We start from the raw sequence: 26,498 nt of genomic DNA on the forward strand, positions 1-26,498 counted from the left end.
ATCTAGTAAAGGTATGTGAACGGATGAAAAAGTACTATAAACACAAACAACTTTTTATTTTAGTACATCAACTTTTTTTAATCATTTTTTTATGCCATGAGTTTTTGCAGGAAAATATTATAGGAACAGCAAAGTTACTACCATTAATACTTATAACGATCATGGTTATCTACGGAGCATATATCAGTTTTATAAATATTAAAGAAAATAAAACACTATCGCAATTTTCTAATTTGCTACTCCTTACAGCATGGCAATTTTTACTTTCGCTTAATGGAAACCCCTTTTTTTATACACTAAGCACAGCACTTAGTGTAGTCATTCTATATAGGACTGTACAATTTTTACTCTTATTCTTTTTCCAAGATTCAATCTATATTTATAAAAAAGAAAAAGATTTGATTTTAAAGATTATATGCGTATTAACATTCGTTTCGAAATTGATAAATGATACATTGTTTGCTCTTCTATTTTCATTTCAAATAATTGTAAGTTTCAGTTGCATTATCTTTCTATTTTTGAAGCATCGAAAACGAATTACATTTGTTTTAAAAAATGAAAAAAAGCATTTACTTCAATCCGTTACGATTCTTATTGTTCCCTTTATTGGGTACGCTACGTTGTTTGCAAAAAGCCCTGAACACTTAAGTAATTTAGGATGGTATACAGTCGTTCTTTTACCTTTATTTAGTATTCACGCGATTGCTTTTAAAAACCATAAATTTATGAGGAAATATTTTCTTTTAAAAGAAAATAAAATGGGGCTTATGTTGTTATGTTGCCTTGTTTTCGTTTGTTCACTTGGCGTATTGTTTCAATTCAATATGATTGCTTATTTTATTATACTTCATACGATTTTTTGGTTTGTCTTGCTTTATTTCACCTTGTTATTTCATGACATCAAAACTACAATGCTACATTTTGGTACAGAACAATCTAAAGCATTGCCTGAAAGTTCTTACGTACAGCATCTTGTACAGATCGTTAAAGAAGAAGAGTTGAAAACCTCCTTTTCAAATTATTTACACGATGAAATATTACAGGATATATTAGCCGTTAAAAATATGATGAATAAATCTAATAAAGAAGAGATCCGTGAAATAATCGTAAATACGCTAGATGACTTAAACCTGTCTATACGTGAACAGATGCAAGAGTATCACCCAACCATCTTAAAAACGCTCACATTAAAAGAAAATTATAGTCATTTAATCGAAATGGTTCAGCAGAAATATGGAAATAAAAATATAGCAATCTCATTTAATTGCCATGATGATTTCTTTTTAGTTGAGCCTTATCATTTAGTTATATATCGAATAGTAAAAGAACTAGTAACCAATGCGTTCAAACATTCTAAATGTACGAATCTGTTTATACAACTTGCACAAGAAAATGACTTAATAGAGCTTATAGTAAAGGATAATGGAATTGGTCAGGTAGGTAATGAAAATTATGATGCTAATGATCATAGAGGATGGGCTTCTATCAAAGAGCAGTTATTTTTACTAAATGGCAACATGTCAATTTCAAAATGCTCTCCTTCTGGCCTATGTATTACTATTGTTATTCCTATGAAAGGAGATGAATCCTATCAATATTTTATTAATAGATGACCACGCTCTGTTTGCTAAAAGTCTTGAGATCGTCTTAGCAGATTTCCCTGAAATAGATCAATTTCATTCATTACAACATATTGAAAATGTTATTTCAGTTATCAATGAGTTTAAACCTGCGATTACGTTAGTAGATATAAATTTAAGTAACATCAGTAGTGAGGACGGACTTAGATTAGCAAAGAGCATTATAGATCATAAATGTTCTACAAAAATAGTCATATTAACAGGTTATGATTTGCCTGTTTATCGGTATGAAGCACAAAAAATTGGCGTCAGCGGGTTTATTAATAAAAACATTATGCCAGAAAAGTTACTGCAAACTTTAATGGAAATTAATGAGGGTACTTACTATTTCCCATTACCAACAGACTATATCGAGGAATTGACCGGCAGTGAAAAACAAATATTACAATTGCTCTGCGACGGATATAAACGTAAGGAGATTGCATCTAAGTTATTTGCGAGTGAACGTACAATTTCAAACCATATTCAGCATATATTTAATAAGTTAGAGGTGTCTTCCTCGTTAGAAGCTGTAACAAAAGGAATAAAATTAGGCTATATTCAGCCAAATTATTAACAAATGTAAAACAGAGCGTGACCATCACAATGATGAAGTCATGCTCTGAAATGTCACATATATAATTTTACGTAATAATCAACATATCATTATCATCAAACTGCCACATGTCTCCATAGGCAACTTCCCAATAATAGCCGTTTGGATCTTGGAAATAGCCACTATAGCCTCCCCAGAATACGGTTTCGGGTTCCTTCACGATTGTTGCTCCTGCTTCTTTAGCCAAATCAAATACTTGATCGACTTCTTCTTTAGATTTACCGTTATAAGCAAGTGTAATGCCGTTAAATCCATTGCCAATCGCTGGTGGATTTGCTTCGTTAATATCTTTTACTAAACGGTCAATCGGAAACAAGGAAATTTTTGTTCCTCCATTGTTAAAGAAAATAACATCAGGATTTGTTTCTTCCCCATAAACAATCACTTCAAATCCCAGACCCTCTCGATAAAATCTAAGTGACTCGACCATATCTTTTACACCCAATGTGATTAAATTTAAACGGTTCATCTATCCATCTCCTTTTTAAACGTGTCGATTTTTAATTCTATTTCTAACGTTCAAAACCCTTTGTTTTTATGCAAAACCGTAAGATTATTTCAGATCAAGGAAAGTGGCTGGGACAAAACTGGTCAAAACCTTAAAAAGCACGATAAATCAATTTGGGAAACGTTGATTTCTTGCGTTTTTTGATGTTAAGTTTTTAAATTTTGCGTAAAAAAATATGCTTATGTCATAAGCGACGTAAATTATCAGTGCGGTCAGAGAGTGTTGCATGAAGGTAGATGTCGATATTTTTCAAAAGTTGGGTGATAAATTAAAAAAGTTGGGTGATAAATCGATAAAGTTGGTCGATAAACGATCAAAAGTTCTCGATAAATCTGAAAACTGTTTCGATAAACTCTCAATGCGAACAGAGATACTGTATTTTTTAACATGTTCCGATAAATAGATGAAACATTCCGATAAAATCTGAAATTGTTCCGATAAATCGCGAAATTGTTCCGATAAATCTCTCATCCGCGGTTTGTCGCTACCGCTCCACTTTCGTCGCAGAGAACTTGTCGCTGTCGTTGTGCTCCGCTCCACTTTCGCTGCAGAAAAATGAGGTTTTGTCCCGCCTCTTCCTTTTTGCTATTTATTATATTCAAGGAAAGTAGCGTCAAAATATGCCTTAAAATTTGGATACAGATAGTCTAATGACGCTTTAATATCGGCATCATCATCAAATAAAATTTCATGTTCAATTTCATATATTGCACAATTTTCTTCATCTGCAATGTCATTTAAATCAATGCAAATTATTTTGCCGTACTCTTCATCCCATGAAAATGGGAGATATCCCGAACTACATAACGATGGATTATACATATCTCTAACGTTATTTAAAGGCTCTTCAATACTTTGTTCGGGTATGACATCAAAATAATGATGATACGTTGAAATAAAGGCTTTATACCATTCAGGAAATTTAAGTCCAAACTCTTTTTCTAAAGCTTGAATATCATCTTCGCTTACTATAGAAGGGACCATCTTCCATCTTGACCATTCTTCATCAGTATCCGCTAATTTCATCTCATCAGGAACATCTGGACGCATCCATCTGCAAAATCCATCTTCCGAAATCTGATTATAGCGCTCGTAGTAAACTTCAAAACCATTTTTTATGTATTCACGAACATCCATCTTGATAACTCCTTCTGTGAATAAATTGGACGAACTAATGGCTTCCGATTGGGTCATCGCACCACTTGCTCCCCTTTTGCCAAGCATCAACCATTAACACCGAAAGTCTTTGTTGTACATAAGATAAGGTATCAACTATAGGATAGGAGGAATTTTAGTTGTATTACAATCCTTATCCGTATTTTGTCTATCCTAATTATTATCCAACATGGGCATGGGCAATGGCAAATCAACCAGCCACACTCCAACCTTCTAGACATTTAGTGATGCCTACAAACTCAACAAATCGTAGCCCATTTCCAACCATCAATATAACTAAATTAAAGTCTTCTGCGAAACGGATCAAAGCTATTATGCAGCAAGCACAATTACTGACGGATAAAATTGATGAATCAGAGCAATTTGCACATGATCTTATGGACGCGGCACAGTTGTCAAATAAAACAGAGGTTGAAAAATTAATTGCATCAACAGGCATTACCATAAAATTCGAAACTAACTATACACCAGATGGAATTCGAATAATATTTACTGATAGCGACTGTTGTAAGCTAACCGTAAATTTGAGTTGGTGAAATTCAACTAATGAGTGGGATCTATGTATTGTCTATTTAAACCTAGCGATTGAGATTCAACAACGAGGCTTTTCTCATATGTGAAACGGGATTTTAATCTAAATACAAAGGCTACCCCTATGTTTACGTATGTAATCGTATTATCTATTTAAATATAGGCAAACAATATTTGCAGCAATAGCAAAATTATTAATTCTGGAAAATCTTTTAACCATGCATCCCTATTGAACTTGTAAACTATAAATAAATATGCTAAAGTATTCGTAATATATTTCTGAAAATTCTTATATTATCTTTTCTTATCAAGAGAGACGGAGGGATTGGCCCTATGATGTCTCAGCAACCAGCCTATAGGTATGGTGCTAATTCCAATTGGCGAAATCGGCCTTGAAGATGAGAAGACTTACTAAGTTGCTTTGCACAAGAGTCCTCTTCTACAAGGAGGGCTCTTTTTTATTGCCGCTAGTAAGTAAAGTCTAAGCACCCAAAAATAATTAAAAGAAAGCAGGAAAATATTATGGCAAATGAACTTTTACAAGCAATTCAACTATTAAAATCTAAAGAATGGGTTGATTTAACACATACATTTGGTCCTAATTCGCCTCATTTCTTTATGTTTGATGATGCAAAATTTGAAACATTATTTTCCCATGATGATGGCTTCTTTGCGCAGCAATTCTCTTTCCCTGGGCAATATGGAACACATATCGATCCACCTATCCATTTTGTGCGAGATACACGCTATTTAGATGAATTGGCGTTAAAAGAACTAGTCCTACCACTAATCGTTATTGATAAATCTAAGGAAGCCGAATTGAATAACGACTACACATTAAGTATCCAAGATATTCTTGACTTTGAGGCTGAATATGGAGAAATTGAAGCAGGTACCTTTGTTGCGCTTCGTACCGATTGGAGTAAGCGTTGGCCAGATAAGGAGGCTTTCAGCAACAAAGATGCTGATGGTCATAATCATATTCCTGGCTGGGGTTTAGAGGCGTTACAATTTTTATTCAACGAACGAAAAATAAGTGCTATTGGTCACGAAACTTTTGATACGGATTCAGCAGCTGATTTTCGCAAAAACAGTAAGCTAGACGGCGAATATTTTGTACTTGAACAAGATACTTACCAAATTGAGCTTATGACAAATTTGGATAAGCTACCTCCAAAAGGTGCTGCTATATTCAATATTGTACCAAAGCCTGAAAAAGCCTCTGGATTCCCTGTGCGTTCATTTGCAATATTGCCTTAAATATAACAAAAGGTCTGAATCAAACCATGATAGGTATTGAATCAGACCCTTTTTATTTAGGCGAATTCCTTTTTTTGAAAATAAAATAAACAATCAAAATTATTATGATGAACAATGCTATAAGATACATACTGTAGCGGGATAAATATAACCCAACGTAGCGCCATTTCTCCCCAAGTACTTCTCCTAAAGTAATAAAAGTAAATGTCCATATAACCGCTCCCGTATAAGCAAAGAAAGCAAATTTTTTATAAGGATAATTATTGATAGCCGCAATATATGCTGTTAGATGACGTACACCAGGAATAAAATATCCGATTAATAATAATACTGGTCCTATTTTTGCAAATAATTTTTTAGTAACGTCAATTTTTTGTTCAGTAATATGGATTTTCGGACCGTATTTTTGCAATAAGGGTAGCCCGAATCTATAGCCTATATAGTAGCTCAAGGTAATTCCCCCTGCCGCACCTACCACAGCGCTTATTAGAGCTGGAATATGCGAGAGAGTTTCTCTATAAACGCTATATCCTACATATGTTAAAAATATCTCATCAGGAAGTGGCAGCCCGACAATCCCTCCAACTAGGATAAGAATAATGCCAAAATACCCATAATGTTCAATAAGAGATTGCACGTGATGCGCCATAAATCCATCCCACCTAAAGCATAATGATTTCTTTTAAATGTTAGCTTTATAATAACTCAAAGTAGGCAACATTATGAGTATTATAACTTTCATACAGTTTTCTCTAATGTATAGAGGTTGGTGCATACTATAAATATAGCTCTCTTAAACTATTATTTGTAGCTCACGTAGAGCATAATCAATACCACCATCTGTTGATTTCTTCGTTATAAAATCAGCGACATTTTTTAATGCTTCACTACCATTGCCCATTGCAATTCCGAAGCCAACCTGTTCCAGCATATCGATGTCATTATCCCCATCGCCAAAAGCCAGTGCTTCCTTAGGACTCAAATTAAAATAATCTAGTACAGCTTGAACAGCAATCGATTTGGAAACATCATGTTGCAAAACATTTGTAATGTACGGATGCCATCTTTTAAATAATAAATGAGGAAATTGTGAGGCATATCTATTCTCTATATTTTTATCTCCATACAAACACATTAAGTAAACCTCTTGCGTTAAAATATCCTCATTAATAACGGGAAACTCCAGCAAAGATAATGTCTCTTGCATAGCTTTTAATGTCTCTTGTTCTTGGACGTTATTCATCGATAATTGTTCTGTAAAAAACGAGAGACTTTGTTTATTTTCATCAGCAAAAGCCTTAACGGTTTGGACAATTTCTTGTGCAATAGGTATTTTATGGACTACTTGATCTTGATGCTTAACATACGCACCATTAGCTGTAATAAACGTCTCTATTCCTATGCTTCTTAACTGTTGGCACATTGATAAAGGTCTTCCTGTCGCAGCAACAATACGAATTCCTTTGTTTATTAATTGTTGTACAGCTTTCCTGGTGCTTTCTTCAATACAGCCATCTTCATAATTAACAAGCGTTCCATCTACATCAAAGAATACAATTTTATAATCCATCGTTTGCTCCTTATCGTTTTATACAATTTTACCAAATATAAGTTCTTTACCATAACGTGTGGTTAATTTCCTTGATAGAAAGAGCTTTTTTTTCGATAAAAGCCCAAATAGTTTCGATAAAATGAGGTTTTGTTTCGATAAAAGCTCAAATAGTTTCGATAAAATGAGGTTTTGTTTCGATAAAAGCCCAAATAGTTTCGATAAAGAGCGATTCTGTTTTGGGGCTCGACACTAAAACATTCACGAAGATTACCTTGATCATTTTGTTTTTCAATACTAAGAAAAGAGTTGTCTCTTGCGCTGAGACAAATTCCTTCTTTTGGTTCTTCAGCAAAAAACGAGAGGGTGATTCCCATTCTGACTAGGGCGTCAGATGAGCCGCTTCGCATTCGAAATCCTTTTTTAGCCAAAAAATTTTACATTAAAAATTGCAAAGAATTCATTCCATCACATATAGTTAATTTTCCCTATATAAGCATTGTAAAACATAAAAACTAACAAGCCATTTAGTTAAACATTTGTACGTAATTTGACAAACTAAAATAAATGTGTAATTTATCTCAACTGCACCGATAAATACTATTACGAATACGGTTCAAAATTTCAAATGACTAAAAAAGTAATAATCATTTTTAATTTTTATAATTCTAAAGGAGTATACCAAAGAACACATAATTGTTAAAATAGTAGATAGTTAATTAAACATATTGAACGATACAACTATCGTATACATAGAACAAAAGAAATAAAAACCTAATTGGATGTAAAGGAGCTGATTCTTAGTGGCATTCAACATTTACTACTATGAAAGTAGTGTGGACTGCAAGTTTTGCAAAAAGCATTTCACCACTTATAAAGTACGTCCTAATCGTTATAAAGTAGTCGAGGAGCAAACAGACTTCATGTCAGTCTATGAAGGTTTAAATCCATTGTTATATGAAGTTGCTGTTTGTCCGCATTGTGGCTATGCCTACCACAAATCTATGACAAGAACTTATGGGCCTTTCATGCTTCTTATTGATGAGCTGTACATTAAGGAACTTCAAAAACCTATGGATATATGTAAGGAACGTACAATCGATGATGCCATTATAAGCTTTAAATTAGCTTATCTTGTATCCAGAGCATCAATGGAAGAATCTCTTCTTATGGCCAATTTCGCACTGAAAATAGCTTGGCTCTATCGCTTAAAAAACGATTATGAATCGGAAATGCGCTACCTCTTTGCGGCTAGAGACTTTTACAGTAAATCTTTTGCCTCCAATCAAGAGGGCGGAGAACGAATTCAATTTTTACATGCTGAATTAAGCCTCCGACTCGGTGATATTACTGAAGCGAAAAAAGGATTCTCTCGATTAATAGCGGACCGAAATGTTTCCAATAAATATCGAAAATTAGCACGTAATCGTTGGGAAAACTATAAATATGACGAGCAGCCTATTAACGTTAATGAAGGTGTAAGCGAAATCATCAATTGAAGTAAACAAGGAGAAGAATAGATATGCAGCTATTTACAAAAAGAATTGATGTGAGAGAAGAAGATATTTTTTCTGATTTACATCATTTTCTACTAAGAAAAAATAATCGCTATTTAACGAACGATGAGGTAGTTGCATTAACAGGTGTTTCATCCGAGCTACTTTATAAATGGGTAAAAGCAGGAAAATTAAAAAAGTCGATCTTTCCTAACTTAGGCGCACCTTGCGAACGATGTGGACAGATTACTCAAGCAAAAATCTGCATTAGCTGCTCATCAACCATCGTTAATACATTAAAGCAAGAGGAAAAAGATCGTGCATGGTTCAACCAAATACAACGAAACAATGTAAGAGCTAGCACATATCACTATAAATAAATAGTAAACATCTCCACAGTGGACTAATTTTGAGTTACGCTTTGGAGATTTTTTTATTTTCATAAAAGGCTCATCACCAAAAGTTGTGGATGACATTTGTTAAAACGTATGCCATGTATATAGGTTGATTGGAGTGGAGGCTGGGCGACTCCTTAGGGATTAGTGTCACAGATGAGACCCTGGAGCGAGCAGCGCGAGTGAAGCGGCTCATCGGACGCCCCTAGGAAGCTTTGCTCTGTGCGAAAGCGTAGCGACAGCAACAAATGTTTTCTGTAGCGAAAGCGAAGCGTCAGCTACAAATGTTTTATCTGCGCGAAAGCGAAGCGTCAGCTACAAATGTTTTCTGTAGCGAAAGCGAAGCGTCAGCTACAAATGTTTTATCTGCGCGAAAGCGAAGCGTCAGCTACAAATGTTTTATCTGCGCGAAAGCGAAGCGTCAGCGGCAAATGTTTTATCTGTGCGAAAGCGTAGCGTCAGCAACAAAGCGCCCAGCCGGAACGGAAATCAACCACACGTTTTAGGTGAAGAGCCTCATAAAATACAAACAAACCAAATTTAAACAAAATTTAAACAAAGCCCCCCTTTACTTTAAACTTAACTACTTATAATTGGTCTTAACATAAAGAGAAGGACTGATGGAGAGTGACGAAAGGGAAAAAGCGTAAGGTTTTATTATCATTAAGTATTGCGCTAACAAGTTTTGTAGCGTTTAACGGAGTATCATATGCATCAGCAGCAGTTCCAGCTATAGAAGAGCGTGTAGCATTAGAGAACAATTCGGAAGCAAAGCAAGCCCGCACATCCAATGAAACATTGCAAGATTGGAAAAAGTGGACAAACGACCATGCTTACAGCCTGACATCTATTCAACCTGAAACAGTTGGTCAACAAAATATCCCTTCTAGTAACTTTGAAGATTTAGAAATGCTTAAACCTTTATTACAAGATAAACGTATCGTTTTTTTAGGGGAAAGTTCACATGGCACGGCAGAATTTAGCCTAGCAAAAACACGTATCATTCAATTTTTACACCAAGAAATGGGCTACAATGTCCTAGCCTTTGAAAGTGGTATGGGGAACGCCATGAATGCTCAAGGACAAATTGATAAACAATCAGCACAACAAACGATGAAGAATGCTATTTATCCTGTATGGTGGTCAAAAGAAACACTGCCGTTATTTGAATATGCTAAAAAAACACAGAAAACAGATAAATCATTAAAATTGGCAGGCTTTGATGTTCTACAGCAAAATGCATTTACGAACGGTGACTGGCTACAAAATAGTCAACTGGCGAAACAGTTCAGTGAAGTGGAGGAGCAACTTGCAGACTGGAGCTTCGGTAAGGATTTAAAGGGCTATCAAAAGGTAAAACCAAGCATTATTAATGTATATAAGCAAGTAAAGTCACAAGTACAGCTTAAAGAAAAAGAGTTAAAAGCAGCTTATCCGAGCGAACCACATATTGTAAAGCTTATGGAACGTACTTTAGCTGACCGTATCCGCTTTGCCGACGAATATGTAGAATTATCCATTCAATCAAATATTGATTCCGAACAACATAACTATGCGTCTTTTTATAAGACAATGGAATGGCGTGACCAAGCAATGATGGAAAACTTACTTTGGTTAGCAGAGGAAGTTTATCCAACTGAAAAATTTATCGTCTGGGCGCATAATGACCATATTCGTAAAGCACAATCCGAAGTAATGGGGTCTCCTTATCCGATAAAATTAATGGGTGAGCGTCTACCAGATATTTACAAGAAATATAGCTATGTGCTTGGCCTTTATATGGCTGGTGGCGAAACAGCAAACAATTTAGGCGAACCTATGGCCGTTTTACCGCCTAAAAAAGGATCTATCGAGGATATTCTTTCATCGTCAAATAAACCTTACACATTTATCGACTTACGTAACCGTCAAAATGAACGAGGGAACTCATGGATGTTTGAACCTCGCTTATCATATAGCTGGGGAACGATGGAGGAAAGTCTAGTTCCACGCGACCAATATGATGGCATTCTTCTGATTGATAAAGTAAGTAAACCAAATTATATAAAGTAAGATTATAAAAATAGCAAACTAGCTCATTCTTCTAGTTTGCTATTTTTTAAAATTTAAGTATCCATCGAAATTGTATCCCATTCTTCATTTCGATGCCCTATCATCCAGAACAACCCTCTGCGTCTTTCCATGACGATGCTTTCATTCATATTAGCAGGAGCTGTTTGTTCTTGTATCCGACTATCTACACAAGCCCAATGGTATCTGTAAATCTTGTCCGCTTCATCCAATATCTCTTCCTGACTACGCATGGCAGTTTGAAGATAAAATTGTTCAAACGTTTCACAGTTAGAAACAACTTGAATGGCATGCTCGCAATCACATACTTCATCAGGAAAATCAAGCTCTTCAACAAATCCAAGTGCCCAAATAAGCGTCCAATAAGCCTCATATTGCCATGAAATATTAATGGCTTCTTGCACATCTGGTTCTGAAGCTTGTAAAAAGTCTCTTTCATTGCTAGTTAGAAAGTCTTCCACTTTATATGTGCGTAACATATTGATGAAAAAGTCTCGCGATTCTTCCACATTTCCACCTTGCGCCACATCACAGGCAAATTGAATGACAATTAACAGGGCTACAGCTCTTCTAGCGATGTCTTCTTGGTTTTTAAACTGACAAGCCTCTATTGTTGGGAGCTGAGGAAGGGAAGCTGTATATGGAATAGCTTTTTCTTTTAAATACGCTATCGTTTTATTTTTTCTTTGTTCGCCTTCTTCTGATGACACCTCTTGTCCCGTTACCTTTCGTGTACAAGCGTGGGGTCTAAAGTCAGATGGTCCTGATTGCCCATCAGGATAAACAATAACTGCCCCTTCATCGTCTAATAAAGTGCCATTCGGTAAAAAGCCAATGCCACCTATACTTGATAGTAAGTTCGTAAATAACTGTATCTGTTCTTCGTTTATCTCTTTTTCTGATTCGATCGCAATCACTGTATTTAAAACAGATATTTGAGTCAATACTAATTCTTTTAAATTGTTATCTTCAAAAGGAATGTTATCGTAATAACCCATCATCCCAGGAATATTATTAGCGAAGTAATCTGGGTTCGTATCTTCACATATGACTCTAATTATAAATTTATGTTTTTTAAACAATGCTTTGGATTTTATCGAATACTCATTTTCATTTTTTACGATTGCAAAACCCTTTGCAAAAGCATTTGAAATTTTTAACTCGATATCATCAATGTCATTTTTAGAAGCAAATATTGTGAAATGGTTCAATCTTCTCTCTCCTTTACCATGAACTATCTAGGCCTTCGAGAGCTTGGCTAAATAGCTGTTTATTTTTTCTTAGTACTTCATTTTCTTCCCAAAACGCAAGCAATTGTCGCCACTTCTCTTTATCTACGAGAGTCGTAGGCTTAATTCCTTGCTGCATCATTTGGCATGCTGCATGAATAGCAGTTTGTCGCTCTACTTCACTGCCGTTCAGCCATTCAAATAGCAACTCTGCACTTGGCTGTGATTCTGATAAAAGCGTGTCCCACCCATCTATAGGAAATGCAACATGATGCTTCATCCACGTTATAATTTTTGGATTATGGAAATGGCGTAGTCGATGTAAAGCTGTATAGGAATCAATTGTCTGTTTCTCGATATCTTGAAGAACAAGAGATAAACCTTCTTCCGCTGGCAGACAATATGCTGTTAAATAATCACGAAGCGAATTAGGCATTTCATTTTCTTTATTCCACAACGTTCTAACCCATTCTCTGGCCTCAATTGCACACACCTGTACTAACACTTCACACCATGCCTTTTTGTCTGCTGCTGACAGTGATTGTTCAATTTTATTTCGAAGTGTATGATAGACCTCACTAGAATCAAACTGTGCAAACGCTTCCTGTGCTTTAGAATCTTTTACTCCATGCATCGATACATACATTAATAAGGATTCCATGTTAGACATTGCTTGCTTTAGAGTTAGTGTTAAATATTGTTCAAACCACTTCAGCCATATTTGAGAGCTAGTTAGGCTCAAATCCAATCCATCCTCACTACAAAACTGTCGATGCTGTCCGCAATCTGCACCTAGACAACCTAATGCCGTAACTCGCTCTACATAATCGTTAAAACTCCCTGCGAGCAGATCAAACTCATCCTCCTCATGACTCCAATACCAAACAGAACCATCATCAATCCTAATAAGGAGTGCATCGCCATTACCAGCCGTATGAAACTGTAAATAAAGTTGTTCTTCTGAATCTTCATCATCACCGCCAAAATAAGGGAAATCTAGCCCTTCCAAGCTCCAACCAAAGTCACCAGAAGGTATATCATCCAGTTCAATAGGAAGCAAAGCCTCGTCTGGCAATGACCAATACACCCCCACTTGTTGAGAGCAATGTCGTAATAAATCACGGAACTCAGAAGGAATTCGAACACCAAGCCGCTCTTCTACTATTATTAGCTCTTGCTCTGTAGCTACAGGGTTTATCTCAAGCGGATGTACCCAGGCCCCTTGCTGTTCAAGCTGTTTTAATAAATGATGCCAACGTTCAACCCACATCTTATTTCCTCCCCTACGTTAAGAAAGATACTCTTATTTGTCCCATCACCAAAAGTTGTGGATGACATTTGTTAAAACGTATGTAATGTATATTGGTTGATTGGAGTGGAGGCTGGGCGACTCCTTGGGGATTAGCGTCACAGATGAGACCCTGGAGCGAGCAACGCGAGTGAAGCGGCTCATCGGACGCCCCCAGGAAGCTCTGCTCTGCGCGAAAGCGAAGCGTCAGCGGCAAATGTTTTAGCTGTGCGAAAGCGAAGCGTCAGCGGCAAATGTTTTAGCTGTGCGAAAGCGAAGCGGCAGCAACAAAGCGCCCAGTCGGAACGGAAATCAACCACACGTTATGGTATGAGCCTCTTATTTAAGTTTGCACCAAGTATTATTAATATTTATAGACTTTCTACTATATCGTCAGGAAATCATTTACTTATTAGGACTAGACTTTAATTCGCTTTAAAACACTAAGATTTTACTTTCATTAAAGCTCCATATACATGCTAAATTGCTTACCTTTACTAGTTCTTTTTTAATTGTTTGGAGTGACTCTTCCTAATAGTGTGTTATTAATAAGCAAAAACCTTATCATCAACCTTTTTTAATTTCCACCATAATTTTCGTTACATATTCCTCCTCACGATTTTTAATAACGGCGTCATAAATATATTCCTCATATACGTACTGCCCTAATTCGTAGCCCTTTTCACGCATGACTTTAAATAATCGCTCGTATGTTTCACCAAGTGTAGTAGCCAGTCCTACATGATAGCCAACGATAAAATCTCCTTCAATCGCTTCAAAATATGGATGACCTTCCCTCGGCTGTGGCTGCTCTATATATAAATAACTATAGTTATCATAGTTTCCTGCTAATACTTGCTCTCTTCTTGTCATACCCCCAATCGGATAACCCGTGTCTAATTGAGAGCGGTCTAATTCATCTATAAAGTCTGAAACAGCCTTCGTAAACTGTTCCTCCTTCGAATCCTCGATATTTTTACTTAAATACAATGTTGCTTCTGGCAGATGCTCAATCGTAATGCTATCAAAATCAAGATGTAAGGCTTCCTCTGTTAAATCGATTTTTACATCAATAATGTTTTCAATCATCTCAAGCTCTCGACGTTTTTTCGCTACAATGTCCTTTTGCTGTTGCATTAAGTCTAAGAAATTTTCAGGTGATTTTTCTGCCATATATTTTTGAATATCTTTTAAAGACATGCCAACCGCCTTTAATAGCTCGATCACACTAAAAAAATCATATTGCGCAATGGAATAATAACGGTAGTCCTTACTATCCTTCATAATTGGAGATAATAAACCGATTTGATCGTAGTAAATGAGCGTTTGTTTATTCACCTTACAAATTTTAGCGAATTCACCAGTTGTAAAATATTTTACATTTTTATTAAACATTCTTAAGTTTCTCTCCTTGACTATATAGTTACTATATACATTAAATTGTAGCTATTCACAATCAATTATGCCACTGCATAATTACGTCCGGAATCGGCTTTGTGCTTAAGCCTGCAGATGTTTTTAGGCTAACATCCTATAAAAACTTCTTTCCGATTTCCGTGACATCCACTGAAAGAAATTAAAAAATAGAAGGGTTTTGACATTATGTTCACGGAAATTCGTGACATTACAGCTTTAAACAATGCGGAGATTTTAGCATTACGCATTGCAGACAATCAGCAAGATTTTATAGAGAGTACCATGCAATGCTTAGCGGAGGCAGAAACTGATAAACGCTATATTCCAGCTGGATTGTATAGAGAGGACATTGCAGTCGGCTTCGCTATGTATGGTGCGTTCCCATATAAGAACAATACGCAACGCGTTTGGTTAGATCGCTACTTCATCGATGAGCGCTATCAGCACCAAGGATTGGGAAAATATTTTTTACAGCAGCTTATTAAATATTTAGTAGCTAAATACAGCTGTCAAAAAATATATTTAAGCGTTTATGACAACAATACAGTAGCCATTCAGCTCTATAAAAAATTCGGGTTCGTTTTTAACGGTGAACTAGATGAAAACGGTGAAAAGGTAATGGTATTGGAGGTACATGCTCATGACAACCATTAATCCTATTGAAACAAGACCACTAAAGCCATTATTTTTATCATACTTATTCCCAGCGATGATTGGCATGTTGTTGATGTCAGTAAATATTTTAGTGGATGGTATTTTCGTTAGTCACGGAGTTGGGCCAACCGCTCTAGCAGGAGTAAATATCGCCGTACCAATTTTCTCTATTTTGCTATCCATTTCTCTTTGGATTGGTATGGGTGGAGCTACACTATTTTCAATTTCTCTCGGTGAGGGCAATAAAAAACGAGCGCACCAGCTCTTTACATTAGCATTTACAACAATGATCGTTGTCGTTATGACACTGATTCTAATACTTTTATTAAATTTAAAGGAAATTTCCTATATATTCGGGGCAAGTGATGCTACTTATCCTTATGTCCAAGAGTACCTACATGTTATTTTGATTTTCGGTGTGTTTTACACAATTGAAAACTTACTAAGTATTTTTATTCGAAATGATGGCAATCCAAAGCTTGCCATGATGGGCTTAATCACTACATCTGTTTTAAACATTATCTTAAACTACCTCTTTATTTTCGTGTTCAATTACGGCGTAACAGGCTGTGCCCTAGCTACAGCACTCTCCACAATTATCGGTATGTCGGTGCTATGCTTACATTTCTTCCGCAAGCAATCCGAATTAAAATTTGTACGTGAATTTTTCAGCATATCTGATTTAAAGAAAATATTCGCTATTGGGCTACCAAGTTTTATTGTTGAAGCCTCTGTCGCTGTAATGGTCATTTTATATAATGTGACATTTTTACACTATTTGGGCTCAAATGGAGTTACCGCCTATGCGATGGTTAACTATATTCATACGGTGCTGTTAACGGTATTCCTTGGCATCGGCATGGCTCTACAGCCTCTAGTTAGTTATCATCATGGTGCAAGATTAATAGAGAGATTAACAGCATTATTGAAAATCGGCATTGCCACCGCACTTATTCTCGGTTTAACTACTGTAATCATTGCTAAGTTATTCCCTGCTCAGCTAATAGCGTTATTTGGTGACAGTACGTTTGAAATTCGCAACATGGCAACACAAGGCTTTGTACACTTTGCAATTGGCTATGCATTCCTTGGCGTGAATATGGTATTTGCGGAATTCTTCCAATCGATTGAAAAAATTCGACTCGCAACAACTATTATGTTATTACGTAGTATTATATTATTTGTCCCTGCCCTCATACTATTGCCTAAATTACTTGGCCCTCAGGCTATTTGGTGGACCTTCCCAGTAGCAGAAGGTATTACCGCATTGCTCATTTTTATCTTTATGAAGAGAAAATCACATACGATTTTCTCAGAGGCAAGCAGCTTAAGTTAGAGCTATAACCGAAGAAGAAAACCCCTTTCGATTATTGTTTCGAAAGGGGTTTAAATTGTTTAATTTCTATTTTTCACAAGCCCAACCATCTTTATCTCTGTCAAGCTTATCTTGATAGGCAGAATGACCTTTTTTCACACCTTTAGGGTATTTTTTGTTTAATTCTTTACAGTTTTTAAATGTCTCTTTCGCTTGTACATCAGCATTAAATGATGTGACTGAGAATACTAAAGTTGCTGTTAATAAAGTTATAAGTAGTTTTTTCACTATAACACCTCCTAATGGATAATATTACAGAATATAGAATCAATAAACAATACTAAAGTAATAGACTTACTGAAAAAAAATACAAAAGGGACCTTAAATAGGCCCCTTTTCGCATTATTATAAATATTTGATGACAGCCATTTCTTTACCAAAGCGATCACCATGATCTTTGAATCCCAAGCTTGAGTATAAATAATGTGCACCTTTATTCTCAGGATGATAACCTACTATAACTTTTTGCGCATTTGGTAATTTAGTTATTTCTGCAATCATTAGCTTAGTAGCTTCTTTCCCTATACCCTTACCTTGAAAATGCTTATCTATCATAATTCGATAAATCCAATAGCCATCAAGTTCTTCTATTACAGAATTGAACATTAAAAAACCTACTACTTTCTCTTCAAAATAAATAGCATATGGTTTTAATGTTGGCTCAAACTTTGATTGTGCTATTGAAATAGCGTTTGGTTCAATATAATTTCTTTGTTCTTTTGATATTTCTAATAGACAACACTCATACCAATTTTCTGCATTGACTTCTACAATTTTTACAGTATTCTTACTCATACATTTTTCCCCTTCCGAATTCAGGGAAACGCTTTTTTATGTTAGTTAGGCGTTATCCCCCAGTATTTAAAGATAAAAACAGTTTTGTTTGTCATAATGACCGCCCCCTTTAAAGTATTTACAATAATACTATATCATATTTTTCCATTTATTATTAAAACTCTTCACCATAATATGGGGTTGATTTCCGTTCCGACTGGGCGCTTTCCTGGGGGCGTCCGATGAGCCGCTTCACTCGCGTTGCTCGCTCCAGGGTCTCATCTGTGACGCTGATCCCCAAGGAGTCGCCCAGTCTCCACTACAATCAACTAATATACAGCGCATATATTTTAAAAAATGTCATCCACAACTTTTGGTGATGATCCCATTTATCGCAATCTATCATACAAAAAAAATCCAGCACTACTAAATTCAGCGCTGGCAACGATCTATATTTTCTAATGGCTCTTTTTTAATTCCATATATTCATCACGAAGAATACTCATAATAATTTCATCAGAATATTTATCGTTCATAAATAAGGACTGTCTTAATACGCCTTCCTTTTTGAAGCCTACTTTCTCGTAGGATTTCATTCCACGGATATTATGAGAGTAAACCTGTAATTCTAAACGATTAAGCTGTAGCTCCTCGAACACAAATTTTTGTACAAGTCGAACCGCTTCAGCCCCATATCCCTTACCGCAATTTTCTATACTGTGTAAAGCTATACGGAACATTGCCTTTTTATTGTCTAAGTCTATTTCCATAATGGCTAAATCACCAATAATTTGGCTGTTTTCTAGTAAACAAATTGCAAAATCATGGCGTGTAGAATCTTCGCTAAATCGATTTAAAGCCTCTCTAATCTGATCCTCTGTTAAAATATTACGCGTACCCGTCATATACATAATTTCTTCATCTTGAAAACACTCGTAGATACTATCTACATCTTTTTCAGTAATTGGTCTTAAAAAGACATCTTGCCCTATAATCATTAAAAGCCCCTCCCTTTAACTATATTAAAAGGGAATTTCATTAGTAAGAATATGCCTAGTTCAATTAGGAACTGTTTTAGACATACGAAAAGCACCAACATATTAGCTGCCATTGCTCGTTAATAAGTTACCTTGTATATACAATTTTTTTAATCGTTTCTACTGCTAAATGATACTCAGTAGATAATTGTTCAATGGAAGCTCCATTCGTAAACGCTTCTTTTATCGACTTATTTCTATCCTCAATATATTTCTTTGTGCCTGAACGTGCACCCCACTCTAAATAAGTGTTTTCTATTTTTGGAATATAAATCATTTCACCTTGAACATATTTTTGGATTTCTAATAAAAGTTCTTTCGGTAAGATAACTGAAGCCTTCTTATAAGCCATTTATGCCAACCCCTCATTTTTTTTGAAAATAATAAAATAAGGTAGCAAAGCTAATTTTATAAGAAATACTTCAAGGCAAATATTAAAATTCACCCCATGCAAAGTATTGCCATATTAAAATTAGGCTTTGCATGGGCTGCTTCCGTATCTAGGAACTTACTATATTTATTCACTTCTATCCCCCCTAACGTATCAATCTATTCAAAGTTTATCTTAGCATATATATTTTTTCCAATTAACAAAAACAAAAAGGAATCATACACATTTGATTCCTTTTTGAACGAAAACTTTATTCAATTTACTTTTCCCCTTGTACTGCAGTGGGATGTTGCTCTTCACCCTCAGAGGACGTAACTCCCAAAATATCAAGTAAGAACATGAATAGTGGGATACCGATAATTAATCCCCATACACCAAAGAAATGCTCTGAGAAGAGAATGACGATGAATGTATAGAAAATCGGTAAATCTGTCTTCGCCGACATAAGCTTTGGATTTAAGAAGTATGCCTCTATTGCATGTAAGACCATAACAATAACCAAGATATAGACAATGTACACGAAACCACCGATACTATACGCAATTATACTTAGAGGAATCAAAGACATAATGACCCCTGCTACTGGAATTAATCCTAGTATAAAGAGCATAATTCCTAGTGCAATCAAATGTGGGAAGCCCATAATGTATAAGGCAATAACAGATAAAACACAATTGACAGCTGCAATTATAAATTGTGCCTCAATCACTTTACCAAAAGAACGAATGAATATTTTTGAGAAGTATTGTAATTCATAGTAAAGGTGACTTACTTTACTATCTTTAAATTTCGCTGTAAATTCCGTAATACGTTTCTTCTCAAGCAAAATAAACAAGCTTAAAATTAGGGAAATGAACACATGCAAGATGATTTTACCAATATTCGTAATATTTTTAAGAGTTAGGTCCACACCCTGCTCTAAATATTTACCAAGCTCAATTTTCTCAAAGGTTGGAGCTAAATACCTTGTAATCTCGTTTTCATCAGGGTCGAGACTAAAGCTAGCGATAAGATCAAAAAGCTGTGTAACTTGTTGGGTTACGACCGGCAAATACTTGTAAATAACAGCCACAATCCCTGCAAGAAGTAAAAGATAGAGGGTAACTGTCACTGCTTTCTCGTTCATTGGTACATATTTTCTAATCTCTTTTGTTGTCTTCGTGGTAAGTTGATTCATCAAGTAAGTAATAATGAACGTGAGTAGAACAAGATTAATCATACTTCGCATCAAATATAGTGCAACAGCGATCCCGACTAGAATTATAAATCGTTTAAATCCATTACTTCGAAAGAAATTACTCATGTATTCACTCCTTTTACAAAACGGCTTTGCTGCCTTGGTTTCGCTATCAAATGAACAAAAGCAAGTAAAAAATTGATGTAAAACATTACGTATCATCCTTATGTAAATTCCCTCCTTCATTGGATTATTATTTCCATCATCACTTAAAATAAGACTTAAATGCATGCGCTTTATAAGTCTCAAAAGAAATAAATTCATCCAAGGAGCGAAAAGAATTGAATGTCTTATCAAATTAGAAATTAATGACACTACTTGTGTACTTTATTGAAAGCTGTATCAGCGTTATAAGCCTTGATTCTATTATTCTATTATAACCTTTTAAACCATCATATCCAATGTAAGTTCTTCTATGATGGCTGTAAAATTAGAATTAGTTTCAGTATGATGTAATTATTACATTTTTCGCCATAAAAGAAAGGATTGATTATATGAAAGTTGCAAGAAACCCGAAGGACATTCATCTACCAGTTGCTCCTTATGTACATCAGATTGAAGTGATAGGACCACAGAGATGGTTAACATTATCTGGACAAATAGGAATGGAGAAAGACGGGACTGTACCTGAAGAGCCATTAGCTCAAATGAAGTTAGCATTAGAAAATATCCGAAAGAATCTTGAAAGTGCAAATATGGAAATTCAAGATTTAACGAAGCTAGTCTTTTATTGCGTTGGGGAAATGAATGCGGATCAAAGAAAACAAATAATAAGTGATTTTCTTGGTGATCACCTTCCATGTACGACATTGATGTACGTAGTAGCACTTGCTGCTCCTGCCCTAAAGGTCGAGATCGATGCCTGGGCATGTAAGGAAGTTTAAACATATAATATGTTGGCATGAACAAGAATGTGCGACCTGCTCTGTATGTAAGTTAGTTTTAAAAACACCCCTTTAGAGCCAAAGGGGTGTTTGTCACATTTATAGATTTTCATTTTTAGCGTTTATTTTAGCATGTTTGTATCCATAGGCAAAATAAATAACTAAACCTATTGCTAACCAAATCATAAAGCGTATTATAGTAAATGGTGGCAGACTAAATATTAATACAAGACATCCTCCAACCCCTACAATTGCTACAAGCCATAACGCAGGGACTTTGAATACACGTGGTTGATCTGGTCGTGTATAACGAAGAACAACGACACTAACTGTTGTTAAAGCAAAGGCAGTTAAACCTCCGATGTTAGCAAATTCCGCTAATTCTCCGATTGATAAAAATCCTGATAAGAGAATACCTGTTCCAACCACAATTAAAGTTGATAATACAGGGACTCCTGTTTTTTTATTTGTTTGTGCAATACGGTCTGGTAGAAGCCCATCACGGCTCATTGCAAACAGCACACGCGTCGCACTAGTTGTATTGGCAATCATCGTAGCAAGCAATCCAAAAATAACTGATACTGCTATGATAGCACCTCCCCACTGAATACCAACAGATTGTAGTGCATATACAGTAGGATTGGGAACATCCAACTCAGGGGATGGTACAATACCTGTTAATACTAGTGCAACAAGTGCATAAATAAGCGTTAATACACTTAGACCACCAATTAAAGCTTTTGGTATTGTTTTTTGCGGATTTTTCACTTCCTCCAAGACAGTTGTTACACCATCAAATCCAGTAAAGGCAAAGAACACTAATGCTGCTCCCGCCATTACACCTGACCAGCCAAACGGTGTAAATGGCGTCCAGTTTATAGGGTTAACATGAAAAGCCCCAATAGCAAGGAATAAAATAATCGCGCCAACCTTTGCAGCTGTAAATAACATATTTGATCGACCAACATTTTTAATTCCGCTCAGTGCAATCCAAGCGACAATAAGCCAACCAACCACAGCAGGTAGATTCACAACCCCACCATGAGCAATATCTTTTGTTAAAACTTCTGGCAAGTGAATACCGACAGATTGTAAAAATGAATTGACGTAACCACTCCAGCCAACTGCGACCGTACTAGAAATAACGATAAATTCTAATAATAAATCCCAACCGATTATCCAAGCAATAATTTCACCTAATGCAATATAAGAATAGGTGTACGCGCTCCCTGCAACTGGTACCATTGCCGCAAATTCGACATAAGCAAGTCCAACTGCAATTGTTACAAGGCCCCCAATTAAGAAAGAAACAACGACACCAGGACCTGCATGTAAAGCAGCTGTAGTTCCTGGCAGTACAAAAATTCCCGCTCCTATTGTGGCTCCTAGTACATATAGCAATAATTGCAACGGTCCCAGTTCACGTTTTAGTTTATAGCGTTCGACTTCAGTTATTTTATTGGCTTGCTCGATTGACTTCCTTCGTAAAAATTTCGCCATAATAACCACTCCATTTTCAATAAAGATAGTAAATATACTAGTTTGTACATTCTTTTAAAATAATTATTATATTATCTATCTTTTAGAATTGAGTCAATAATAAGATTATTGACTCAATTCATACCTCGCTAAAAACCGAACTACTCGACACATTCTTTTATATGGTCATCACTATAACGTGTGGTTGATTTCTTTGATAGAAAGAGCTTGTTTTTCGATAAAAGCCCAAATAGTTTCGATAAAATGAGATTTTGTTTCGATAAAAGCTCAAATAGTTTCGATAAAGAGCGATTTTGTTTCGATAAATCTTCAAAGTATTCCTATAAAACGAAAGGAGCTTTAGCGATTCTGTTTTGGAAATATTATGTTTTCAATACTAAGAAAAGAGTTGCCTCTTGCGCTGAGACAAACTCCTTTTTTGGCTCTAACAGTTGCTGCCGCTACGTTAGCACTTCGCTTTCGCACTGAGCAAAGCTTCCTGGAGGCGTCCGATGAGCCGCTAATCCCCAAGGAGTCGCCCAGCCGGAACGAAGATTAACTAATACATGGCATATGTTTTAACAAATGTCATCCACAACTTTTGGTGATGAGCCATTTGTTTATGCTTAAAAATTGAGAAGTTATAAAGGTTATAATAGTATTTCACAGGTACAGATTAAGTTATTTTAGAAGTTAGGAGCGGGCAAAATGGATTCCTATGAAGTATCGACATTAAAAAAAGGCATTTTAATTTTGGATGTATTACGTCAAAAACATTCTCTTACATTAACTGAAATTATGGAAGAATTATCAATGAACAAGACATCCGTTTTTCGCATGCTTTATACACTAGAAAAAATGAACTATGTGATTAAATATAATAAGTATTATCAATTAAATCCGCATATTTTTAGGGACGAGCATTTATATTGGCATAAAGAAATTCAGTGGACGTCTCTCGTAGCGCCCTATCAATTAGCTCGGCAAGAAGAAATAACTACTTATATTGGTATTTTGGAAGATTGTGAGATCGTGATAAAAAATGTGATTAGGGAGCCTTTTGAACAGCCTGCTTTTCACGCAATCGATACGCGAACACCCATGCATTCAAGCGCACTTGGAAAAGTAGTATTAGCTCATCTATCACCTAAAAAACAACGTGAAATATTAAATAGTATTGAACTGAATACATTTACAGCAAAAACCTTCTATGATTATGGTCTTTTGATTCCTCACTTACAGGTCATTAAAGCACAAGGATATGCTGTTGATAATGAAGAAACGAATCTAGGTAAATGTTGTATTGCCGTCCCGATTTATGTGAATGAAGAAGTCATCGGTGCCATTGCTTTGCATGGTTCAACAGAACAAATTAAGAAAACTGCCATTCGTTCGTTCGTAAAAAAATTAGTGGAGGCAAGTCAGCAATTGACAGAAGAAATCCATTATCTTTTAGCATAATGTTAATTTCTTTGGAAAGTTCTAATCCGTTCTCTATTTGCAATTAAAACGCTTTTGTTTCTATATATGAAACTACAACTATGTATGTTGGTAAAATAATTTTTTTACTCTATTCTGATTACAGAAAATCGAGGAGGTTGGAATATGAAATTTCATACATTAAAAAAATCTACTATCAACATTTCAGAAATTGGTCTTGGGACGAATGCTGTAGGTGGACATAACTTATACGAAAACTTAAATGAACAAGATGGGAAGGAACTAGTTTCCGCTGCACTTGACCTAGGGATAACTTTTTTTGATACAGCAGACATTTATGGAACAGGGCGTTCAGAAGAGCTCGTCGGCGAAGTATTAAAGAAATATCCAAGGGAAGATTTCGTTTTAGCGACAAAGGGAGGTAGACATTGGTTTGAGGATGGTTCAGTAAAAACAAATAATGATCCACAATATTTAAGAAGTGCACTCGAAAATAGCTTGCACCGACTACAGATGGATTATGTAGACCTTTACTATTTACACTTCCCAGATAACGAAACTCCTCTTGCTGAGGCGATTGGTGAATTATCACGCTTGAAAGAAGAAGGAAAAATCCGAGCAATAGGCATTTCAAACGTAACATTAGCTCAACTGAAAGAAGCGAATGCGCATAATGATATTGCTGTCTTACAATCTCCATACAATATGTTGAATCGTTCAGCCGAACAAGATTTATTGCCATACTGTATAAAAAATGATATTTCATTTATTCCGTATGGTCCACTTGCATATGGCTTACTTGGTGGCAAATATACAAAAGACTTCAAGTTAGGTACAGGAGACTGGCGAATTTCGGATCCTTTATTCCAAGGTGAATTATTTGAGCGAACGTTAGTAAAAATAGATGCATTAAAGAAAATTGCAGAGGAAAAGCAAACAACATTACCAAATCTAGCACTTGCTTGGTTATTAGCACAAGAGGGCATTGATGCAGTAATTCCAGGCGGAAAACATAAAAAACAAGTTGCTAACAATGTGAAAGCAACCGATGTCCTTTTAACAAAAGAAGATCTAGTGAATATAGAAGAAGTTTTATTATAACGTAATGTTAAATGGTAAAAATCCGTGTCGCAGGAGTCTACGGATTTTTACCTTTACTACAATTTAAGAGTAGACTCCTATAAACCTGTGTTTTAAGATAGCTATATTGAGCATCATTGGTATCTTGAAAAGCCTCTTCTCTGCTTGAACAAAGGTCTTGATATTCGAGGTTGTACGAAAACTGCTCTTCCGTAAAATCTCTTCTTTCCCCTTCGAGCATATTATAGAAATGCCAGCCTTCATCAAGCCATGTTTTATAAATTTCGCCTCCAAGAATATCATTTACAACTATTGCAGTAACTCCGCATTGTCCTCTCGCTGGATTATCTATATTCCATTTTGAACTTGATTGACTTGACCAGGATTTTTTTAAAGCTCTTAGCAAATCTTTTTCCGCATACATTCCACAACACCCTTTTTCAACCTGAAATTTTTAATATGGTACATCATCCATTTTTATAGGCGTTGTTCTACCTAACATCCAATCATCTTTGATTGCACCATATAGGATACTATCTGTCACAGTACCATCTGCGTTCTCCCAAGCATTTCTTAAATGACCTTCTTTCACAAAACCAGCATTCGTAAAGCATTTTCTCATGCCGATATTATCGACTCTCGTATAACCTTCAATGCGAATTTTACCTTTTTCTCCAAACAGGTAATTTTGTAACCAGAGGAGTGTCTTTACTCCGTATCCTTTTCCCCTGTAACGTGCATCTAAACGGATATCGAATAATGGGATTGTGTCGTTTATGTCATGAATTATGATAATCCCAACCTTTTCTTCATTATCAATGATCCAATGCGTTTCGCAATCGTTGTGATAGTTACCTTCTGCATACGCCTTTCGAACGGATTCCTCATTTACATTTTGGTCGGTATGATACATCCACTTGTTTTGAGTTAATAATTCCACTAAATTTTCAATTTCATCTACTAAAAGTTTATATTCCATTCATATAATCCTCCA

General features: G+C 35.7%; 30 protein-coding genes and 1 riboswitch. Of the genes, 14 read left to right on the plus strand and 16 right to left on the minus strand.

Going from position 1 to position 26,498, the window contains the following annotated elements; genetic code table 11:
- The first annotated feature begins 23 nt into the window (after positions 1–23).
- Together QUF91_RS26425 and QUF91_RS26430 are read left to right on the plus strand one after the other, a co-directional pair.
- The gene (locus QUF91_RS26425) at positions 24–1,613 is read left to right on the plus strand and encodes an ATP-binding protein (protein WP_285397155.1); all 1,590 of its coding nucleotides are present in this window, start codon (positions 24–26) and stop codon (positions 1,611–1,613) included.
- Positions 1,582–2,196, plus strand: a complete 615-nt coding sequence (locus QUF91_RS26430) for a response regulator transcription factor (RefSeq protein ID WP_289419879.1) — start codon at positions 1,582–1,584, stop codon at positions 2,194–2,196. The genes QUF91_RS26425 and QUF91_RS26430 overlap by 32 nt, the downstream gene beginning before the upstream one ends.
- A gap of 67 nt (positions 2,197–2,263) precedes the next feature.
- On the opposite strand, the gene QUF91_RS26435 is transcribed toward QUF91_RS26430, so the two are convergent.
- The gene (locus tag QUF91_RS26435) at positions 2,264–2,704 is read right to left on the minus strand and encodes a VOC family protein (protein WP_285397153.1); all 441 of its coding nucleotides are present in this window, start codon (positions 2,702–2,704) and stop codon (positions 2,264–2,266) included.
- 624 nt (positions 2,705–3,328) lie between these two features.
- Positions 3,329–3,880: an SMI1/KNR4 family protein gene (locus QUF91_RS26440; protein ID WP_285399070.1), complete on the minus strand. Its 552-nt coding sequence runs from the start codon at positions 3,878–3,880 to the stop codon at positions 3,329–3,331.
- A 158-nt stretch (positions 3,881–4,038) separates the two neighbouring features.
- Here QUF91_RS26440 and QUF91_RS26445 point away from each other — a divergent pair, with 158 nt between their 5' ends.
- Together QUF91_RS26445 and QUF91_RS26450 are read left to right on the plus strand one after the other, a co-directional pair.
- Entirely contained in the window at positions 4,039–4,455 is a 417-nt protein-coding gene (locus tag QUF91_RS26445; RefSeq protein WP_285399072.1) for a YuzC family spore coat inner layer protein, read from the plus strand.
- 296 nt (positions 4,456–4,751) lie between these two features.
- Positions 4,752–4,855: riboswitch (SAM riboswitch) on the plus strand.
- A gap of 117 nt (positions 4,856–4,972) precedes the next feature.
- Positions 4,973–5,710, plus strand: a complete 738-nt coding sequence (locus tag QUF91_RS26450; protein ID WP_289419880.1) for a cyclase family protein — start codon at positions 4,973–4,975, stop codon at positions 5,708–5,710.
- 52 nt (positions 5,711–5,762) lie between these two features.
- Here the strand turns inward: QUF91_RS26450 and QUF91_RS26455 are convergent, their stop codons facing one another.
- Together QUF91_RS26455 and QUF91_RS26460 are read right to left on the minus strand one after the other, a co-directional pair.
- A complete protein-coding gene (locus QUF91_RS26455) occupies positions 5,763–6,359 on the minus strand; it encodes a DedA family protein (protein ID WP_285399075.1) in 597 nt (198 codons plus the stop codon).
- A 144-nt stretch (positions 6,360–6,503) separates the two neighbouring features.
- Positions 6,504–7,280, minus strand: a complete 777-nt coding sequence (locus QUF91_RS26460) for a Cof-type HAD-IIB family hydrolase (RefSeq protein ID WP_289419881.1) — start codon at positions 7,278–7,280, stop codon at positions 6,504–6,506.
- 782 nt (positions 7,281–8,062) lie between these two features.
- On the opposite strand from QUF91_RS26460, the gene QUF91_RS26465 reads away from it, so the two are divergent.
- The 4 genes from QUF91_RS26465 to QUF91_RS26480 all read left to right on the plus strand — a co-directional run bounded on the left by QUF91_RS26465 (position 8,063) and on the right by QUF91_RS26480 (position 11,202).
- Entirely contained in the window at positions 8,063–8,758 is a 696-nt protein-coding gene (locus QUF91_RS26465) for a DUF2225 domain-containing protein (protein ID WP_285399077.1), read from the plus strand.
- A 23-nt stretch (positions 8,759–8,781) separates the two neighbouring features.
- The gene (locus QUF91_RS26470; protein WP_285399079.1) at positions 8,782–9,135 is read left to right on the plus strand and encodes a hypothetical protein; all 354 of its coding nucleotides are present in this window, start codon (positions 8,782–8,784) and stop codon (positions 9,133–9,135) included.
- Positions 9,136–9,398: 263 nt separating this feature from the next.
- Positions 9,399–9,656: a hypothetical protein gene (locus QUF91_RS26475; protein WP_289419882.1), complete on the plus strand. Its 258-nt coding sequence runs from the start codon at positions 9,399–9,401 to the stop codon at positions 9,654–9,656.
- Positions 9,657–9,777: 121 nt separating this feature from the next.
- Positions 9,778–11,202 (plus strand): erythromycin esterase family protein, encoded by a 1,425-nt coding sequence (locus tag QUF91_RS26480; protein ID WP_285399493.1) that lies wholly within the window; start codon positions 9,778–9,780, stop codon positions 11,200–11,202.
- Between the two features lie 53 nt (positions 11,203–11,255).
- Here QUF91_RS26480 and QUF91_RS26485 read toward each other — a convergent pair whose 3' ends face one another.
- Both QUF91_RS26485 and QUF91_RS26490 read right to left on the minus strand, forming a co-directional pair.
- A complete protein-coding gene (locus QUF91_RS26485; protein ID WP_289419883.1) occupies positions 11,256–12,431 on the minus strand; it encodes a DUF4272 domain-containing protein in 1,176 nt (391 codons plus the stop codon).
- Between the two features lie 13 nt (positions 12,432–12,444).
- Entirely contained in the window at positions 12,445–13,719 is a 1,275-nt protein-coding gene (locus QUF91_RS26490; protein WP_289419884.1) for an SMI1/KNR4 family protein, read from the minus strand.
- Between the two features lie 246 nt (positions 13,720–13,965).
- Here QUF91_RS26490 and QUF91_RS26495 point away from each other — a divergent pair, with 246 nt between their 5' ends.
- Positions 13,966–14,166, plus strand: a complete 201-nt coding sequence (locus QUF91_RS26495) for a hypothetical protein (RefSeq protein ID WP_289419885.1) — start codon at positions 13,966–13,968, stop codon at positions 14,164–14,166.
- A gap of 138 nt (positions 14,167–14,304) precedes the next feature.
- On the opposite strand, the gene QUF91_RS26500 is transcribed toward QUF91_RS26495, so the two are convergent.
- A complete protein-coding gene (locus tag QUF91_RS26500; protein WP_289419886.1) occupies positions 14,305–15,132 on the minus strand; it encodes a MerR family transcriptional regulator in 828 nt (275 codons plus the stop codon).
- A 207-nt stretch (positions 15,133–15,339) separates the two neighbouring features.
- On the opposite strand from QUF91_RS26500, the gene QUF91_RS26505 reads away from it, so the two are divergent.
- Complete coding sequence (locus QUF91_RS26505) at positions 15,340–15,807, plus strand: GNAT family N-acetyltransferase (protein ID WP_285399500.1); 468 nt, start codon at positions 15,340–15,342, stop codon at positions 15,805–15,807.
- On the plus strand, positions 15,794–17,143 hold the full coding sequence (locus QUF91_RS26510) for an MATE family efflux transporter (RefSeq protein ID WP_289419887.1): 1,350 nt from the start codon (positions 15,794–15,796) through the stop codon (positions 17,141–17,143). The genes QUF91_RS26505 and QUF91_RS26510 overlap by 14 nt, the downstream gene beginning before the upstream one ends.
- A 66-nt stretch (positions 17,144–17,209) precedes the next feature.
- Here the strand turns inward: QUF91_RS26510 and QUF91_RS28360 are convergent, their stop codons facing one another.
- From QUF91_RS28360 to QUF91_RS26540, 6 genes are all read right to left on the minus strand, one after another.
- Complete coding sequence (locus QUF91_RS28360) at positions 17,210–17,410, minus strand: excalibur calcium-binding domain-containing protein (protein ID WP_481817482.1); 201 nt, start codon at positions 17,408–17,410, stop codon at positions 17,210–17,212.
- Positions 17,411–17,527: 117 nt separating this feature from the next.
- Positions 17,528–17,977, minus strand: coding sequence for a GNAT family N-acetyltransferase (locus tag QUF91_RS26520; protein WP_289419888.1), 450 nt, complete (start codon positions 17,975–17,977; stop codon positions 17,528–17,530).
- 154 nt (positions 17,978–18,131) lie between these two features.
- On the minus strand, positions 18,132–18,257 hold the full coding sequence (locus QUF91_RS26525; protein ID WP_285399503.1) for a hypothetical protein: 126 nt from the start codon (positions 18,255–18,257) through the stop codon (positions 18,132–18,134).
- Between the two features lie 157 nt (positions 18,258–18,414).
- Complete coding sequence (locus QUF91_RS26530) at positions 18,415–18,954, minus strand: GNAT family N-acetyltransferase (protein WP_289419889.1); 540 nt, start codon at positions 18,952–18,954, stop codon at positions 18,415–18,417.
- Between the two features lie 127 nt (positions 18,955–19,081).
- Positions 19,082–19,345 carry a CD3324 family protein gene (locus tag QUF91_RS26535; RefSeq protein ID WP_285399505.1) on the minus strand — a complete coding sequence of 88 codons (264 nt, stop codon included), beginning with the start codon at positions 19,343–19,345 and terminating at the stop codon, positions 19,082–19,084.
- 298 nt (positions 19,346–19,643) lie between these two features.
- A complete protein-coding gene (locus QUF91_RS26540) occupies positions 19,644–20,687 on the minus strand; it encodes an AI-2E family transporter (RefSeq protein ID WP_285399507.1) in 1,044 nt (347 codons plus the stop codon).
- A gap of 428 nt (positions 20,688–21,115) precedes the next feature.
- On the opposite strand from QUF91_RS26540, the gene QUF91_RS26545 reads away from it, so the two are divergent.
- Complete coding sequence (locus QUF91_RS26545; protein WP_285399508.1) at positions 21,116–21,505, plus strand: RidA family protein; 390 nt, start codon at positions 21,116–21,118, stop codon at positions 21,503–21,505.
- 99 nt (positions 21,506–21,604) lie between these two features.
- Here the strand turns inward: QUF91_RS26545 and QUF91_RS26550 are convergent, their stop codons facing one another.
- Positions 21,605–23,005, minus strand: a complete 1,401-nt coding sequence (locus QUF91_RS26550) for an amino acid permease (RefSeq protein WP_285399510.1) — start codon at positions 23,003–23,005, stop codon at positions 21,605–21,607.
- Positions 23,006–23,692: 687 nt separating this feature from the next.
- On the opposite strand from QUF91_RS26550, the gene QUF91_RS26555 reads away from it, so the two are divergent.
- Both QUF91_RS26555 and QUF91_RS26560 read left to right on the plus strand, forming a co-directional pair.
- A complete protein-coding gene (locus QUF91_RS26555; RefSeq protein ID WP_289419890.1) occupies positions 23,693–24,445 on the plus strand; it encodes an IclR family transcriptional regulator in 753 nt (250 codons plus the stop codon).
- Between the two features lie 144 nt (positions 24,446–24,589).
- Positions 24,590–25,525, plus strand: a complete 936-nt coding sequence (locus QUF91_RS26560) for an aldo/keto reductase (RefSeq protein WP_289419891.1) — start codon at positions 24,590–24,592, stop codon at positions 25,523–25,525.
- A gap of 37 nt (positions 25,526–25,562) precedes the next feature.
- Here the strand turns inward: QUF91_RS26560 and QUF91_RS26565 are convergent, their stop codons facing one another.
- Together QUF91_RS26565 and QUF91_RS26570 are read right to left on the minus strand one after the other, a co-directional pair.
- On the minus strand, positions 25,563–25,928 hold the full coding sequence (locus QUF91_RS26565) for a YunG family protein (protein ID WP_289419892.1): 366 nt from the start codon (positions 25,926–25,928) through the stop codon (positions 25,563–25,565).
- A gap of 30 nt (positions 25,929–25,958) precedes the next feature.
- Positions 25,959–26,483 (minus strand): GNAT family N-acetyltransferase, encoded by a 525-nt coding sequence (locus QUF91_RS26570; protein ID WP_289419893.1) that lies wholly within the window; start codon positions 26,481–26,483, stop codon positions 25,959–25,961.
- Positions 26,484–26,498 lie beyond the last annotated feature (15 nt).

The sequence above is a fragment of the Lysinibacillus sp. G4S2 genome, assembly GCF_030348505.1.
Classification (GTDB): domain Bacteria; phylum Bacillota; class Bacilli; order Bacillales_A; family Planococcaceae; genus Lysinibacillus.

Coding starts and splice junctions, on each gene's coding strand:
- QUF91_RS26425 (WP_285397155.1), top strand. CDS start 24: ATGAAAAAGTACTATAAACACAAACAACTTTTTATTTTAGTACATCAA.
- QUF91_RS26430 (WP_289419879.1), top strand. CDS start 1,582: ATGAATCCTATCAATATTTTATTAATAGATGACCACGCTCTGTTTGCT.
- QUF91_RS26435 (WP_285397153.1), bottom strand. CDS start 2,704: ATGAACCGTTTAAATTTAATCACATTGGGTGTAAAAGATATGGTCGAG.
- QUF91_RS26440 (WP_285399070.1), bottom strand. CDS start 3,880: ATGGATGTTCGTGAATACATAAAAAATGGTTTTGAAGTTTACTACGAG.
- QUF91_RS26450 (WP_289419880.1), top strand. CDS start 4,973: ATGGCAAATGAACTTTTACAAGCAATTCAACTATTAAAATCTAAAGAA.
- QUF91_RS26455 (WP_285399075.1), bottom strand. CDS start 6,359: ATGGCGCATCACGTGCAATCTCTTATTGAACATTATGGGTATTTTGGC.
- QUF91_RS26460 (WP_289419881.1), bottom strand. CDS start 7,280: ATGGATTATAAAATTGTATTCTTTGATGTAGATGGAACGCTTGTTAAT.
- QUF91_RS26470 (WP_285399079.1), top strand. CDS start 8,782: ATGCAGCTATTTACAAAAAGAATTGATGTGAGAGAAGAAGATATTTTT.
- QUF91_RS26475 (WP_289419882.1), top strand. CDS start 9,399: ATGTTTTCTGTAGCGAAAGCGAAGCGTCAGCTACAAATGTTTTATCTG.
- QUF91_RS26490 (WP_289419884.1), bottom strand. CDS start 13,719: ATGTGGGTTGAACGTTGGCATCATTTATTAAAACAGCTTGAACAGCAA.
- QUF91_RS26500 (WP_289419886.1), bottom strand. CDS start 15,132: ATGTTTAATAAAAATGTAAAATATTTTACAACTGGTGAATTCGCTAAA.
- QUF91_RS26505 (WP_285399500.1), top strand. CDS start 15,340: ATGTTCACGGAAATTCGTGACATTACAGCTTTAAACAATGCGGAGATT.
- QUF91_RS26510 (WP_289419887.1), top strand. CDS start 15,794: ATGACAACCATTAATCCTATTGAAACAAGACCACTAAAGCCATTATTT.
- QUF91_RS26520 (WP_289419888.1), bottom strand. CDS start 17,977: ATGAGTAAGAATACTGTAAAAATTGTAGAAGTCAATGCAGAAAATTGG.
- QUF91_RS26530 (WP_289419889.1), bottom strand. CDS start 18,954: ATGATTATAGGGCAAGATGTCTTTTTAAGACCAATTACTGAAAAAGAT.
- QUF91_RS26535 (WP_285399505.1), bottom strand. CDS start 19,345: ATGGCTTATAAGAAGGCTTCAGTTATCTTACCGAAAGAACTTTTATTA.
- QUF91_RS26540 (WP_285399507.1), bottom strand. CDS start 20,687: ATGAGTAATTTCTTTCGAAGTAATGGATTTAAACGATTTATAATTCTA.
- QUF91_RS26545 (WP_285399508.1), top strand. CDS start 21,116: ATGAAAGTTGCAAGAAACCCGAAGGACATTCATCTACCAGTTGCTCCT.
- QUF91_RS26550 (WP_285399510.1), bottom strand. CDS start 23,005: ATGGCGAAATTTTTACGAAGGAAGTCAATCGAGCAAGCCAATAAAATA.
- QUF91_RS26555 (WP_289419890.1), top strand. CDS start 23,693: ATGGATTCCTATGAAGTATCGACATTAAAAAAAGGCATTTTAATTTTG.
- QUF91_RS26560 (WP_289419891.1), top strand. CDS start 24,590: ATGAAATTTCATACATTAAAAAAATCTACTATCAACATTTCAGAAATT.
- QUF91_RS26565 (WP_289419892.1), bottom strand. CDS start 25,928: ATGTATGCGGAAAAAGATTTGCTAAGAGCTTTAAAAAAATCCTGGTCA.
- QUF91_RS26570 (WP_289419893.1), bottom strand. CDS start 26,483: ATGGAATATAAACTTTTAGTAGATGAAATTGAAAATTTAGTGGAATTA.